Origin of the sequence: Aquimarina litoralis (genome assembly GCF_039523995.1) — a bacterium.
Classification (GTDB): domain Bacteria; phylum Bacteroidota; class Bacteroidia; order Flavobacteriales; family Flavobacteriaceae; genus Aquimarina; species Aquimarina litoralis.
Window position 1 is genome coordinate 120,290 of sequence record NZ_BAAAGE010000002.1, and the last position, 15,288, is coordinate 135,577.

Here is a 15,288-nt window from a genome sequence, read left to right on the forward strand (position 1 = left end):
GTAAAATGCCTAGTTGTAAGTTTTTAGAATTTATACGACTATATCTCGTATGGGTAGATTCTTTCTTATAATGATTTCCTTCTTTTTATTAAGTTGCTCTACAGAAGAAGAAAGTTTGTTCGATCCTAACGCTGAAAGAATTCCTCCATTAATAACTAACAATGGTTCTTTTGCTGATAATGATTTATGCGATGAAGCCAAAGATTTATATAATAGACTTATAGAATTAACTCAAAGAGGAATTGCTTTTGGTCAACAAGCTCCTTTCGGTACTGGTAATAATTTTCCTATGCCAGATAAATTAGATGAGGATTTTTTAGAAGTAGCTCAAGATTATCCTGCCGTAGTAGGGTTTGATCTAGAGTTAATAAGCCTTCAGAATGAATTTATTATAGATGATTTTATTGAGAGATTTACAAATGCTGTTATAGAAGCTCATAATAATGGAAGTATTATTACTATGAGTTGGCATATGGTGAATCCTAACAACTCCGCAGGTGTTTTAACAACAGTAGTTCCTGATATGTTAGAAGGAGGAAAATACAGAAATAAATTTTTAGATAACCTAGCAAAAGCAGCAAGAGTTTTCAAAAATATTAAAGATTCAGAAGGAAATCCAATTCCTGTATTATTTAGACCTTGGCATGAAATGAATGGAGATTTTTTCTACTGGGGAGAAGGTTTTAGAACTACAGAAGAATACATACAATTATATAAAGATACAGTAAGGATTTTGTCTGAAGATCTAGATGTGCATAACTTGATTTATATCTATGCGCCAAATTGGGTTTCTAGTGCGGAAGAGTATATGAGAAACTATCCAGGAGATGAATATGTAGATATGTTGGGCGTAGATGTATATGATTTTAAAAATGGTAATTTCTTACAGAGCGCATTAAGAAATTTACAAATTGTAGAGAATATTGCCACCGAAAAAAATATGCTATTTGCACTTACTGAAACGGGATTGGAAAATGTTACACAAATAGATTGGTGGACAAACAGCCTTTATAAGGCCATTAGAAGTAGCAGTATAACCTATGCTATGATTTGGAGAAATGATACATCTTCTTTTTTCCATGCGCCTTTTGTAGGTCATCCCTCCGAAGATAATTTTAGGGAGTTTGTAGATACGGATCTAATACTACTAAGTGAAGATCTTAAGTAACCTATTTAATTAGGGTTACATTTGGAAAAGCAGCTTGATAACCAAACCAAAAGGCATTGTAGGCCGGGCAGCGTGCTAATTTTTGTTTAGTAGTTGTATGTATCAAAGCATCTTCTGTGAGTTGCCAAGTATTACCATTATTATCAGTCGCTTCAACACCTTTATCATAATCTGAGAATTCAATATCTTCAGTAAAGTATACTCTATGTGCTCCTGATTTGTCAGTGAAAATTGTAAAGTTATGATTATCAATCTTATGTTTAAATATTCTTTTTCTTCTTAAGTATTTGGAAGAGATTGCCAAGTTTTCTTCCGTTTGATCAGGAAGTCTAATGGCGAGTATTTGTTGTTTATTTTTAAGTCTTTTATCATTTTTAGGAATGTTAAACATTAAATTATCTGTAGCAAAATAATCTTTATACGCTACACCTTCATTATAATCTCTTTGATGTCCTGTTTGTAATGATAGTACAGATGTTTCTGGATGTCTCTTTTTCCATTCTCCCCAAGTGGTAGTAACCACACTTAGATATTCTAATTCAATATTTTTTCCTACCAGTGGACCTATTACCGGTTTTCCCCATAAGGTATTCCAAAGAGATTGAGTTTCCTTGTCGTACATCAGTTTGTTAGAACGATACAAAAATCCACTAGTTCCTAATTCGTATTGTACTCCGTCTTTATTTGTTTTATATACTATTACGGTTCCACATAGTGTACAATAAACTCCAGCTAATGGAATTCCTCCAACAGTATCTGTAAACATTTCATGCCAAGCTAAAATACGTTTAGGATATGCTCTAACATCACCATTGACAGCGATGCCAAAAACAATATGATCATCTTTTAAATACGTAGCTTGTTTTGCAGTAATCATTTGAGGATTTCTAAGAGGAGGAATACCGTCTTGTACAACACCTCCCCAACGAACTTCATCTAATCGAATCGTTGATTGTTGTTCTCTGTTTAAAAAATATCTTGAAAATTTGTAATCGATATAGTGATGTAATGTAGCTTTAAATTTATAATAATTAGAATTATATGCCGCAGTTTTGTTCCAAATATATTCATACCATGAGTTATAATTGTAACCGTAGTTTTTGTCTGTTTTTTTTTGAAGTAATGCTAGAATCTTGATAGAATCTTTCGGGTTTTTTATAAAATATAATGTCTCAACGGCCAAGATCTCGAAACTCTCATTCCAATTATTTTTTATATAGGAGTGTGCAATATTTCGGATATTTGGATCAGAAGAACTAAAAAAATCTAAGAAGTACTCATATGCTTCTTTTTGTACAACTTTCTGAGCACTTATTTCCTTAATACTAAAAAGTACAATACATAATATCAGAATATTTTTCATTCAACTTTTTTAAGTTGGTCGAATGATTACCTGATTTTTAACAGATTTAGGAAAGTTTTAATAATTTTAGATCCTTGCCTGATATGTATATAGATCAAAATATCTTCCTTCTGCAGCAATAAGTTCATCATGATTCCCTCTTTCTGCAATATTACCGGCTTCTATTACCAAAATTTGATCTGCTTTTTTGATAGTGCTTAATCGATGTGCAATTACAAAGGTAGTGCGACCTTTCATTAATTCATTAAGGCTCTTCTGAATTAATGCTTCACTTTCTGTATCGAGATTAGAAGTAGCTTCATCTAAAATAATGATTTTTGGATCTGCAAGAATAGCTCGGGCTATAGCAATCCGTTGTCGCTGACCACCAGATAGTTTTACTCCTCGTTCACCAATTAAGGTGTCTAAACCATCATCAAATCGATCGGTGAATTCATTTACATACGCTGCTTTTACGGCTTGCTGTAACTGATCTTCACTAGCATTGGGCCTCGGAAAAAGAATATTATCTCTAATAGTGCCTTCGAATAAAAACTCATCTTGTAATACTACTCCTAGGTTACGCCTGTAGCTTCCTAAATTCACTTTAGAGATATCATTACCGTCGATGGTGATCAGACCAGTTTCTGGATTTAAAAAGGTTGCGGATAAACCAGCTATAGTAGATTTCCCTGAACCAGAACTTCCTACTAATGCAGTTACGGATCCCGAAGGTGCCTTAAAACTAATATTATGTAATACTTCTTTACCTTTCTCATAAGAAAAGGATACATTATCAAAAATGATGTCTCCTTTTATAGACTCTAATTGTATTACACGTCTTTTAGGATCTTCTTCCGGATCCATATTCATTAGCTCTTCCGTTCTATCTAAACCAGCTAAAGCTTCTGTTAATTGAGAACCAATATTACTCATCTGAACAATAGGAGCGATCATAAATGCGAGATACATAGTAAAAGAAAGAAATTGTCCGGCTGTCATACTACCTTCCATCATATAATACCCACCAATTCCCATAATACCAGTGGAGGCAATACCTGCTAACAAAAATGTTGAGGAACTAGTCATTAAGGCAGTAGCGGTTAAGCTCTTTTTTACGTTTTGAAATAGGCGATCAACACCGTTTTCAAAAATTTTATGTTCTTGTTCTTCTGCACCAAATCCCTTAATTACTCTAACCCCAGAAAGTGTTTCTGTAAGTCTTCCTTTTACTTCGGCATTAATCTCTCCTCTTTTTCTAAAAATAGGGCGTATATATTTAAATGCTTTAAGGGCAACAATACCAAATAGAGTGATCGGAATCAAAACAAACAATGTCATCCATAAATTAATATCAATTAGCAACACCACAGATACAATAGCGGTGAATATTCCGCCTACAAGTTGTACGAGTCCTGTTCCAATAAGGTTTCTTACACCTTCTACATCGCTCATAATTCTAGATACTAATGCACCAGATTTTGTATTATCAAAGAAACTTATGGGTAGGGTAAGAACTTTTTTCTGTACTTGTGCTCTTAATTCAGAAATTAGATATTGAGCTTGCACACTTAATACTCTTGTCAAAAGAAAAGAGGTGGTGGCTTGCACCAATATGGCTGTTCCAACAACCAGTAATAATTCATATAATAATGACATATCTTTACTAGGGACAACATCGTCTAATAGTGTTTTACTTTTCCAAGGCAAGATTAAACCAGCAACCCGATTTAGAAAGATTAAGATTAATCCAATAAGAACCAAACCTCTTCTTGGCCAAATAATGGTTTTAAAGGCTTGAAACATGGTTACTTTTGGTTTTCGTTTGGATGTTTTGCTTGTTGTGGATTTCATCTGTTTGCTTTTATAGCTTATTTCAACGGGGTAATTATTTCTGAAATAAGGAAATAGTATAATCTAATAACGTAATGTCTCCAATTTTTCCATGACCAGGAATCACCGTTTGTACTTCTGGATACTTCGATTTTACCCTTTTTACAGTATGCGACCATTCATCGGTATTGGCATCTTCTAGATTTCCCTTAGAAGCTTTAAGGCTCTTAACCATACAACCTCCAAATAGAATTTGATCATCCGGGAAATAAGAGACAATATTATCTTCACTATGTGCTTCTCCAAAAAAAGTATTCACTATTTTTTTATTACCTAAATGTAATACTATAGAATCTTCAAATACTTGATCTGGACTTTCATATTCCTTTTGATTCATTAATTCGGATGTACGTTTAGAAGCAATAGAAGGAATATTATATTTTTTAAAGACGTCCATTCCTTCATGACAATCTCTATGAAAGTGATTAAAAACAACTCCCTTGATAGTAATATTCTTGTCGTCTTGAAGCCATTTGATCAAATGTTCGGTGGCAATATCATTGGCAGGTGTATCAAAAATAAAAGCTTTGTCATCATTTATATATACAAACCCATTACAATTATACTGTTTACCATTATCCAAGAAAATTTTAGAAATATGGACATAGCCATTATCATTTATTTTTGAAAGTTCTAGGTTTGGAGAAACCACTATATGTTTTCCTTCTTCTTTGGATTTACAACATAAAAAAAGAACGAATAAAATAGGTAAAATAAATCTTAGTCGCTGTTTAGTCATGAATTAGTAGGACTTTTTTCTTTTCAAAATATTCATAGCTAATATATAACAACCTGATGGAATACCGATCCATAAAAGTTCGCTTAACAATACTTTAATTCCCCAGATACTAAAAAATCTACTGGTACCTATGGGAGAAACTTGGATAGGTCGCCATGGAAAGAAGTAACGATTATTATCAAAAGGAGAAAAGAAAGCAATTCCTAGACCTCCTGAAGTCATGGCATCTAAAATTCCATGAGAGGCGGTACATAAACTAAAATAGAGAATAAGAAATAATCCTGTTTTAGAAGTTAGTTTTTTGCCATAGAAGATAACGGTAATTAAAAAACCAAATAGGATTGCAAAGATAAATGAATGGGTAAATCCTCGATGTCCCCAGAAATCTTCATAGGCAATACCGAATTTGAAACTTAGAACATCAGCATCTGGAAGTATAGAACAAAGTATTCCTAAGATCCAGAGTTTTTTTGTTCTTAATTCTTCACTGAAACTTGTTCCAAGTGCATAAGCCGTTAGCGCATGTCCAAAAACTGAAGCCATTTTAGTATTACTTCTTCTTTTTCTTATGTTTTAGGTTAAAAGTCTTATCTCCTTTGGTCTTTGGTTTCTTGTATTTCTTTTTAATTTCCCTTTTATATTTACCTCCTAGATTTATTTTTTTGTTTTTGTCTTTCTTTTCATGAAAAGCAGCTCCAACTTCATCATTAGGACGTTTATGAGGATTATATATTTCCTTTACTTTAGGTTGTTCTTCTGGAGTTAATTGGTCCGAAATTTCAATACTATCAGGAAGATCTAATTGTTCAATCTTCATATCCATTAGTGTTTCAATAGATTCTAGATATTCTTCCTCTTTTTCTGTAGTAAGCACAAAAGAAACTCCTTTTTTTTCGGCACGTCCAGTTCTTCCAATTCTGTGCATATAATTTTCTGGATATTCAGGAGTATCAAGATTTATTACTTGGCTTACATTTTCGATATCCAATCCTCTGGCCATTACATCTGTGGCAATCAGAATTCTATTTTTACCTTCCCTAAATTGTTCAATACTTCTTAATCGATAATTTTGTGTTTTATTAGAGTGAATGACACAAACTTCATCATGGAATTTTTGGTCTAATGCTTCAAATAGTCGATCGGCTATTTTCTTGTAACCCACAAAAATGATCGTTTTATGAAAAACTTCTGTATCCGATAGTAGATGTTCCAAGAGGTTTACTTTGGTGTAAAAATTAGGAACTTTATAACCATGTTGTTTTATATTTTCTAGTGGAGTACCGCTTTTAGCAATGGATACTTTTATAGGTTTTCTAAAGAAATCTGTAATCAATTTGTCTACATCCTCGGTCATGGTTGCAGAAAACATAATATTTTGACGTTGTTGCGGGAGTACATCAAAAATATTCATTAATTGATGTCTGAATCCTAAATCTAACATCACATCTACTTCATCAATAACTACTTTTTGAATAGATTTTAATTGTAATGCTCTACTCACCGCAAGATCATATAGACGTCCTGGTGTAGCAACAATAATATCTAGTCCTTCGGATACGATCTGTTTTTGAGTATTGATATTCGTTCCTCCGTAAACTCCAGCAATTCGTACATTGATATATTTAGATAGTTTTTCAATTTCGTCTACGACCTGTACTACCAACTCTCTAGTCGGAACCAAGACCAAAACTCTAGGGTTTTGCTGAACAGAATATTTTAGCATTCTTAGAATTGGTAACATATAAGCGTACGTTTTACCAGTTCCTGTCTGTGCAATACCAACCACATCTTTACCAGACATTACCACAGAGAATGCCTGTTCTTGAATAGGAGTAGGGGTTTCGAACCCTATGTCATCAAGAGCATTAAGGAGTTGTGTACTTAAGTTTAAATCTTTAAAAGTCACTGCTATATCATTTTTTGTGCGAAAGTAGTTTATTTGGTTCCAAAAAAATATGATTCCTTGATGAATATAGTATTTTAAATTCAAAAAAAAATAAAATTAGTAGCTATAATATTTTTGTGCATATCCCCAAAAAACCCCCAAAAAGATCATAAATACAGCAGTAATAGCTAATAAAGTTTACGATAAAGCACTATCTTTATCCCACTGAAAATAGGTATGGCAGAGCTAGTAAAACTATATAACGAAAATCCAAATCCACGAGAAATTAAAAAGGTAGTTGATTGTCTTAGGGATGGAGGTTTGGTAATTTACCCTACAGATACGGTATATGGGTTAGGATGTGATATTACCAATAATAGAGCTTTAGAAAAAGTGGCTAAAATTAAAGGTGTTAAACTAGCCAAAGCTAATTTTTCATTTATCTGTAGTGATCTTAGCAATTTATCAGATTATGTGAAACAAATAGACAACAGGACATTCAAACTTCTAAAAAGAACACTTCCTGGGCCTTATACTTTTATTCTTCCAGGTAGTAATAACTTACCCACCGTTTTTAAAAAGAAGAAGACCGTAGGAATTAGGGTGCCGGACAATAATATTTGTAAAGTTATTGTAGAAACGTTAGGTAATCCTATTGTATCTACTTCTATTTATGATGAGGATGAGGTTATAGAGTATACCACAGATCCAGAGCTCATATTAGAAAAATGGGATAATTCAGTGGATATGGTTATCGATGGTGGGTATGGTGGCAATATTGCTTCTACCATAATTGATCTTACTGGATTCGAGCCTGTTTTAGTTAGAGAAGGAAAAGGTACCATAGATATTATCTAAGTGATTTAAGAAATCACATATTTTAATTCATTCCTATAAGTACTTGGTGTTTTGCCCGTAAATTGTTTAAACAGTTTATTGAAGTGTGAAAAATTACTAAAACCACTTTCGAAACATATATCCGTAATACTCGTTTGTTTTTCATGAAGTAGCTTTGCTGCGTGTACTAGTCTATATTCATTCACAAACTGAATAAACGTTTTGCCTGTATTTTTTTTAAAATACCTACAGAAACCGGGAACACTCATACTTACTTTATCTGCTATCTCTTCTAACGGAATTTGTCTCGTAAATTCTTCTTGCACGAAGTTAAAGATCATATTGATACGGTTATTATCTTGTAATGAAGTTTCAATTATAAAGCCTTCCGCATTTAAAATGGAATAATCCTTTGTCTGTTGCATTTCTTTAAACACCTGAAGTATGCCTAATAATCTATCAAAAGGATCTAATAATCCTAAAGCCTCTATACGTGCACCTATTCTTCTTTTGGTATCACCATGAAAAACAATTCCTTTTTTCGCTTGTTCTAATAATTGACTAATTCCACTCATTTCTGGAATGTCGAAAAATGAATTTCCAAGAAAATCAGGTAACATTTGAATAATGGTTTCACTTTTATTCAGCGTTAATTTATCTGTAAAACCACAATGTGGTAGATTAGACCCTATAAGCATTAATGCGCCATTTCTATAATAGGACATATGACTACCAATTTGACGTTTACCGGCTCCACCATTTACATAAACAATTTCAATTTCAGGATGATAGTGCCAAATAGGTTCTTTATTCATTTTTTCCTGCGAGAAGTTTTCATAGAAGAAAGAACTACCAAATTCTGGAACTATTTTCTCTAAAGCAGGTTTTATATTCTTTTTCATGAATGGGGAATTTTCTCTTTATAATTATTTTGTAAAGATAAAAAATCTATTTTGTTAATTAAATGTAAAATATTATAAATCATATGTTAAATTAACTTTAAGGTGATTTTACAGTATATATACAGGTTAAAATAGAACATATATATGCAAATATAGATGTATTTATACACTTGTTTAGCGTTTTATATTTGCACTGTAAATTATTAACAACAACAAAAACCTAAAGTTATGAGAAGAGTAATTAATGTATGCCTGATTGCAGTAGTAATCATTACAAGCAATATTGCTAATGCTGCAGGAAGAGTTTCAGTTGAAATCACAAATTCGTCAATGGTTAACGTATCCTTGACTGAAGTAGAAAAAGGAGAAAAGTTATTTTTAAAAGATTATGACGGAGAAGTATTATTTAATGTTACGTTAGATGCTACTCCAAGCTATCAAAAGTATTTTAACCTTAGTAATGTTTCTGATGGAATCTATTTTGTAGAGACAGAGACTCCATATGAAATTAAGGTAACACCTTTATTAAAGAACCAAAAAGGAGTGTCTTTAGTAAACCAATCTGCGGTAACTGTTTTCAAACCGTTAGTAAAGACAGATAACAATATCATTAAGGTAATGTTTAATAATACTGAAAAATCACCATTAAATCTTACGATTTATGATAGCGATTTTAGATTATTAGAAGAAGTAACTGGTAATGAAGATTCATTATTTAAAAGAACATATGATTTTTCTAAAATGCCAAAAGGAGAGTACGAGTTCTACTTCTCTTTAAAAGACAGAACCTTTATAAAGAAAGTTAGTATTTAATTGTTTTATTAACTCAACCACTTGATAAAAAAGCAGCGCTAACCACGCTGCTTTTTTTATGCCATAGATGTTTATAGGTTAATATTGAATAGATATTGGTCAATTTAGAGCTTTTAAACAATTGATATTCAGTGTAAATTTAACCTGGATAATAATCTTTAAAATTACAATTATGAAAAAAATAGCAGAATTTTATCTAGTAGTAGTAGCAATTTTTGTGGTTTCTTTTTCTGATGGATTAAAAGAGATTTCCTTAGATATTAAAGATTTTTCATTAGATACGGACGAATTTTTAAACGCGTAATAATTTTAAAAGTATCCAAGAGTTTCTTTAACTATGGATTTATAGTTTCTACCAACAGGTATTTTTAGACCTCTAAGTTCTATTTCGCTAGTAGAGAAAGAGTTTATATGATCTATTGCGATTATAAAAGAACGGTGTACTCTAAGAAATTTGCTAACAGGAAGAATACTTTCCATATGACTAATGCTTTTGTACGCGATAATTTCTCTTTCTAGTGTTTTTACTTTTATATAGTTTTTCAGACTTTCTATATATAAAATATCTTTCAGGAAAATTTTTTGCATCTGCTTTTCAACCTTTAGATATATAAAAGTAGTATTGTAATCACTTAAGATATTCGCGTTATTCGTCTCGAAGGTATTAGTTTTAGTAGTATCTTTTTTAGAAAGTTTAAGTACTTTGTTAATGGCTTTTAAAAATCTAGAAAATTCGATAGGTTTTAACAGGTAATCGATCGCTTCTAGATTAAAGGCATCTACCGCATAATCACTATAGGCAGTTGTAAAAATCACGTTTGGTATAGGCTGGATGTCTTTTAAAAAATCGATCCCGGTTAGATTAGGCATTTGAATATCTAAGAAAATTAGATCTATATCGCTATTGGTAATACTATGAAATGCCTCCAAAGCATTTGCGCAAGATTTTACTAATTCTAGTTGATCTATTCTAGCAATATAATTCTCAATGATTTCTCGAGCTAGCGGTTCATCATCTACGATAAGACATTTAATTTTTGGATTCATCTAAGATTGATACGTAAAATTTAATTTTAAGACTACTTCAAAGGATTGATTATTATCTTCTATGTGCAAAGAATAGTTGTCAGCATATAGTAAATCTAATCTCTTTTTTACATTTTTGAAGCCAATCCCACCAATAAATTCTTCTTCGGTATTATGATCAGGGAATTTTGAATTCTCAATTTGCATAATCAACTCATTTTGTTTTGCATTTAGATGCATTACAATCCATGATTTTTCTGAAGAAGAAGTTCCATGTTTAAACGCGTTTTCTACAAAAGGAATTAATAAAAAAGGAACAATTTGATAATCGTTATCCATTTCAGAATGAAAACTAATTTCTACAAAATTACCAAACCTTAATTTTTCCAGATCCACGTAATTTTTTAAATAATCTATTTCTTTACTAAGAGAAACCTTTTGAGTATTAGCCTCATACAGCATATATCTCATTAGTTTAGATAGTTTTAAAACAGCGGTCTCCGCATCATTTGATTTCTTAAGTATCAGTGCATAGAGATTATTAAGTGTATTGAATAAAAAATGCGGATGTACTTGATTGCGTAGTTGTATAAGTTCGGCTTCGATTTTTTCTTTTTCTAATTCTAGTGTTTTTTGTTGTGCATTATAGTAAAATCTAAAAAAAACAATCCCTAACGGAACTAATACAGCAATATTTACATCTAAAATAGTATTTACCAGTTCAGTAATAGTAAAGTATCCTTCACTTTGCCATCCAGGAAGGTAGTTTGGTTGTACATAAAAGTAGATGATTGGTCTTTGAATACAGGTGCTAACAACTAATAAGGTGATAACATAGAATATAATAAATAGTACAAATCTTTTCGTTTTAAAAAACTTAGGTAGTAATACATAAATGGTGATATAAACCAATAACATTCTTGCGGGCAAGCTAAATGTTTGTATAGTGAATGATCTTGCGTAGTCATTATCGTAAGTACCCCAGGTAATACCAAAAAATATGATTAAACCAATCCAATAAAGAATATGTCTAAGAATCTTATTGGAAAATATTTTTTTTATCAGCATATGCCTCATATTTCATTTGAACTTATAAACTAAAATCTAAAAAAAATCAAAGATTTAATAAAAATCAGTACGGATAACCTTTAATCTTATACAAACAACAGCTCTTTCTCAAGATTCAACTAAAATAATATATGGTTTATAATACATATAGGATTCGTAGTTTTCTGTCTCTCTCATAAAATCATTCGTATAACAAAATTGATAATAGTTTATATAGCTCATTTATTGAAGATAAAATAATTAAAAACTTCGCTTGAAATGAATGATCATAACTGTTGTTTTGAAGCTGGACTGATCTATTTCTTTTGAGTACTAAAACAATTTATAAACGATGAAAACTTTTTCAAAGAAAACTCTTCTTTCGTTGAGTACACTATTATTGGTCTCTATAAGTATTTTATCCCAAAAGGTAAAACAACTGGATCATGTAGAACCTCCTTTTTGGTGGGTAGACATGGTAAATTCTGATGTACAACTATTGATACACGGGAAAAATATAGCTGATTTTGATGTTTTAATACCGAATAAAAATGTTGAATTAAAAAGTGTAAATAAGGTGGCTAATAAGAATTATCTTTTTTTAAACCTTACGATTTCAAAGAATGCTACACCAGGAAATGTAATTATAAAATTCACAAAAGGAAAAGAAAGTTTTAAATATGTATATGAACTAAAACCAAAACCTCAAAGAGCTCAAAATGGTCAGGCAGTTACATCAGAAGACGTTATATACCTTATTACTCCAGATCGTTTTGCAAATGGAGATATAACCAATGATTCTACAGATGATACCTTGGAAAAAGTAGATAGATATAATGAAAACGGAAGACATGGAGGAGATTTACAAGGTGTTTTAGACAACTTAGCATATATAGAAGAATTAGGAGCTACCACAATATGGTTGAATCCAGTTTTAGAAAATGATCAACCTGCTTATTCCTATCATGGATATGGAATCTCTGATTTTTATAAAACGGATACGCGTTTTGGAACTAATGAAGATTATAAAAAAATTGTAGATGTTTCTCATAAAAAAGGAATGAAAGTGATTATGGATCAGGTGTTTAATCATTGCGGTTCTGGACATTGGTGGATGAATGATTTGCCGTCTAAAGATTGGTTAAATCAATGGGATACTTTTACAAGGAGTAATTTTACCAATATTGCTTCTTCTGATCCATATGTATCTTCTGATGATTATGAACTATTAACTAGAGGTTGGTTTGATAAGAACCTACCAGACCTGAATCTAGAGAACACGTTTTTAGAAACCTATATGATACAAAATTCTATTTGGTGGGTTACTTATGCTGGTATTGATGGAATAAGATTAGATACTTATCCGTACCCAAATAAGCATGCTATGTCTAAGTGGATGAAAGCGTTGACTGCAGAATACCCAGGTTTTTATATGGTCGCGGAAACTTGGGCTGAAAGAGCTTCTTATTTGTCATATTGGAATAATGATAAGCCAAATAGAGATGGATATACTCCTCATGTTAGTAGCATTAGTGATTATGCTTTGTATTATTCTATAATCAGAGCTTTTGGGAAAGATGGTGACGTATCAGAGTTGTATAAGACCTTAGCAGAGGATTTCGTATACGGAAATGCTGCAAATAATAAAGTTTTCAATGGCAATCATGATGTTGATCGTTTATTAGCTCTATTGGATGAAAATGTAGACAAGCTAAAACTTAGTATGGTTTTCACTTTAACTACACGAGGAATACCTCAAATTTATTATGGAGATGAGATTTTAATGAAAAATAAACGTCCCGATGGAAAAGTAAGACAAGATTTTCCTGGTGGCTGGAAAAATGATAAAAGAAATGCTTTTACAAAAGAGGGCAGAACAGTTGAAGAAGAAGCAGTATTTAACTATATCAAAACAATTCTAAATTGGAGAAAAACAGCATCCTCCATACATAATGGAAAACTAACTCATTATCAACCTAGGGATAATGTGTATGTATATTTTAGATATACAGAAACCGAAAACACCATGATCATCATAAATAATAGCAACAAAAATTATAATGATTTTGATTTAAAACGTTTTGAAAAGTCCTTAAAGGGCTATAACGGTGGAAAGGATATCATAAATGATAAGTTGATTGATAATCTTGATCACATAGCAATATCCAAAAATTCTGCGTTGATTATAGAACTTACGAAATAGTAAATTCTATTAGAGAAGTATGTGAGAGTTTTAAAAACGAATCTTTATATGTATAAAGTCAGCTTCTGAAAATCCTAAACAAAATTTTCAGAAGTTGAATTCATATATGCAATCATTAAATAATTATAGATGATATAACAAAATATCTAGCATAAGAAGAGGTAATGCAAATGTATCTTCATTATCATGACGATGATTTATTCAGATTCTATTTCCTCGAGATCTCCTTCAATTTCTTCTAACTCGCTTTCAATTTCCTTGAGGTCTTCGATAGCCTCTTCTTTACTTTGTTCTTCCTTCTGTTGAAACTCAGTATCCACAGCAACTTCATCTTTTACCCAAAAGGATTTAGAACCACTAGCTACAGCTACTAATACTCCTATTGTTAGAAAGAGTATTGATAATTTTTGAGGCTTATCATTTTTTTTAGAGAAATAATAAGCTCCAAATCCAGCGATAAGAGCAACAACTCCTGGTAAAACTCCAATAGTTCCAAAAGGAAGTATTGCCATAATAATACCTAGAAAAGCTGCAATTGCTGCAACTGATAATAATATAATTCTCATGATTAATTTTTTAAACCAGAAGCCTGAGTTAAGGTTAGTTGACCTGTACCAGCCGGAATACTAAATTTAATTAGTACGGGAACCTTATTCGCATCTGCGGTAAGATATACAATATTTTTATTCGTTCCTTTAAGCGTGTTATTATTTACAGCTATTTTATAACATTCTTTACTACCCATTGTTTTGGTATTGATGGTTTCTTTACCAAGCAGTTTTAGATATGCAGTTTGAGGTTTTCTATCAAACAATATGGTTATTTTTTGATTCGTATCAACAGGAGCCTTTTCAATATCCATGTTACGGATATGATATAAAGTAGAAACCACATCATAGGTGTTAGAACCCATTTTTAGTGTTTTGGTATTAGGTTCCTTTTTCTTTTGCATGGTAGCTTTTATAGTTTTTTTCTTATAACTATAAACATATTTCTCTTTTTTGATGTAACCACCTTCATTGATATCCCTTTTGTATAAATAAGGTTTCAAGTTGCTTGGATTTACATAAGCTTCATATACATCTCTGATCTTAAAAAAAGAATCCCACTTAGAATATGTAGCAGCATTACATTTTAAACGCAGGTAATTACTCTTTCCAGTATTTACTCTCGTTGTTTGCATGGTTACCTGAGCTAAGTTGGTTAATAAGCCAGACATATTATAAGAAGCGGTATATACTAATTTTTCATTTTCTCCAATAGAAGTATTGGATTTATTTTGTGCATTTGCCGTAATAAAAGAAAGAAAAAGTACGAGGATAGATAATTTTCTCATTATATTTTATATATATGAATTGATCTCTAAATAATTAGATTTTTAGTTGATTTAGATTCAATTTTTATACCAATTTGTTTTCTACAAAATTAAAAAA

At 31.4% G+C, this 15,288-nt stretch carries 15 protein-coding genes; 5 read left to right on the forward strand and 10 right to left on the reverse strand.

Annotation, left to right across the window (positions count from 1 at the left end; all coding sequences use genetic code 11):
• The first annotated feature begins 70 nt into the window (after nucleotides 1–70).
• Nucleotides 71–1,168, forward strand: coding sequence for a glycoside hydrolase family 26 protein (locus tag ABD077_RS09490; RefSeq protein ID WP_343912083.1), 1,098 nt, complete (start codon nucleotides 71–73; stop codon nucleotides 1,166–1,168).
• A gap of 1 nt (nucleotide 1,169) precedes the next feature.
• Here ABD077_RS09490 and ABD077_RS09495 read toward each other — a convergent pair whose 3' ends face one another.
• The 5 genes from ABD077_RS09495 to ABD077_RS09515 all read right to left on the reverse strand — a co-directional run bounded on the left by ABD077_RS09495 (nucleotide 1,170) and on the right by ABD077_RS09515 (nucleotide 7,048).
• The gene (locus ABD077_RS09495; protein ID WP_343912084.1) at nucleotides 1,170–2,531 is read right to left on the reverse strand and encodes a DUF3179 domain-containing protein; all 1,362 of its coding nucleotides are present in this window, start codon (nucleotides 2,529–2,531) and stop codon (nucleotides 1,170–1,172) included.
• A gap of 66 nt (nucleotides 2,532–2,597) precedes the next feature.
• On the reverse strand, nucleotides 2,598–4,364 hold the full coding sequence (locus ABD077_RS09500) for an ABC transporter ATP-binding protein (protein ID WP_343912085.1): 1,767 nt from the start codon (nucleotides 4,362–4,364) through the stop codon (nucleotides 2,598–2,600).
• 34 nt (nucleotides 4,365–4,398) lie between these two features.
• A complete protein-coding gene (bla, locus tag ABD077_RS09505; RefSeq protein ID WP_343912086.1) occupies nucleotides 4,399–5,142 on the reverse strand; it encodes a subclass B1 metallo-beta-lactamase in 744 nt (247 codons plus the stop codon).
• A 3-nt stretch (nucleotides 5,143–5,145) separates the two neighbouring features.
• Nucleotides 5,146–5,685 (reverse strand): metal-dependent hydrolase, encoded by a 540-nt coding sequence (locus ABD077_RS09510; RefSeq protein ID WP_343912087.1) that lies wholly within the window; start codon nucleotides 5,683–5,685, stop codon nucleotides 5,146–5,148.
• Nucleotides 5,686–5,692: 7 nt separating this feature from the next.
• Nucleotides 5,693–7,048: a DEAD/DEAH box helicase gene (locus tag ABD077_RS09515; protein ID WP_343912088.1), complete on the reverse strand. Its 1,356-nt coding sequence runs from the start codon at nucleotides 7,046–7,048 to the stop codon at nucleotides 5,693–5,695.
• 216 nt (nucleotides 7,049–7,264) lie between these two features.
• Between ABD077_RS09515 and ABD077_RS09520 the strand changes: the two genes are divergently transcribed.
• Nucleotides 7,265–7,885: an L-threonylcarbamoyladenylate synthase gene (locus ABD077_RS09520; protein WP_343912089.1), complete on the forward strand. Its 621-nt coding sequence runs from the start codon at nucleotides 7,265–7,267 to the stop codon at nucleotides 7,883–7,885.
• Nucleotides 7,886–7,890: 5 nt separating this feature from the next.
• Here ABD077_RS09520 and ABD077_RS09525 read toward each other — a convergent pair whose 3' ends face one another.
• The gene (locus ABD077_RS09525) at nucleotides 7,891–8,766 is read right to left on the reverse strand and encodes an AraC family transcriptional regulator (RefSeq protein ID WP_343912090.1); all 876 of its coding nucleotides are present in this window, start codon (nucleotides 8,764–8,766) and stop codon (nucleotides 7,891–7,893) included.
• Between the two features lie 228 nt (nucleotides 8,767–8,994).
• Between ABD077_RS09525 and ABD077_RS09530 the strand changes: the two genes are divergently transcribed.
• A complete protein-coding gene (locus ABD077_RS09530) occupies nucleotides 8,995–9,579 on the forward strand; it encodes a hypothetical protein (RefSeq protein WP_343912091.1) in 585 nt (194 codons plus the stop codon).
• A gap of 172 nt (nucleotides 9,580–9,751) precedes the next feature.
• Nucleotides 9,752–9,883, forward strand: a complete 132-nt coding sequence (locus tag ABD077_RS09535) for a hypothetical protein (protein WP_343912092.1) — start codon at nucleotides 9,752–9,754, stop codon at nucleotides 9,881–9,883.
• A 5-nt stretch (nucleotides 9,884–9,888) separates the two neighbouring features.
• Here ABD077_RS09535 and ABD077_RS09540 read toward each other — a convergent pair whose 3' ends face one another.
• On the reverse strand, nucleotides 9,889–10,626 hold the full coding sequence (locus ABD077_RS09540) for a LytR/AlgR family response regulator transcription factor (RefSeq protein WP_343912093.1): 738 nt from the start codon (nucleotides 10,624–10,626) through the stop codon (nucleotides 9,889–9,891).
• On the reverse strand, nucleotides 10,627–11,673 hold the full coding sequence (locus tag ABD077_RS09545; protein ID WP_343912094.1) for a sensor histidine kinase: 1,047 nt from the start codon (nucleotides 11,671–11,673) through the stop codon (nucleotides 10,627–10,629).
• A 331-nt stretch (nucleotides 11,674–12,004) separates the two neighbouring features.
• Between ABD077_RS09545 and ABD077_RS09550 the strand changes: the two genes are divergently transcribed.
• Nucleotides 12,005–13,855, forward strand: a complete 1,851-nt coding sequence (locus ABD077_RS09550) for a glycoside hydrolase family 13 protein (protein ID WP_343912095.1) — start codon at nucleotides 12,005–12,007, stop codon at nucleotides 13,853–13,855.
• Between the two features lie 197 nt (nucleotides 13,856–14,052).
• Here ABD077_RS09550 and ABD077_RS09555 read toward each other — a convergent pair whose 3' ends face one another.
• Together ABD077_RS09555 and ABD077_RS09560 are read right to left on the reverse strand one after the other, a co-directional pair.
• Nucleotides 14,053–14,421 carry a hypothetical protein gene (locus ABD077_RS09555; protein WP_343912096.1) on the reverse strand — a complete coding sequence of 123 codons (369 nt, stop codon included), beginning with the start codon at nucleotides 14,419–14,421 and terminating at the stop codon, nucleotides 14,053–14,055.
• A gap of 2 nt (nucleotides 14,422–14,423) precedes the next feature.
• On the reverse strand, nucleotides 14,424–15,191 hold the full coding sequence (locus ABD077_RS09560; RefSeq protein WP_343912097.1) for a DUF3108 domain-containing protein: 768 nt from the start codon (nucleotides 15,189–15,191) through the stop codon (nucleotides 14,424–14,426).
• Between the last annotated feature and the right edge of the window lie 97 nt (nucleotides 15,192–15,288).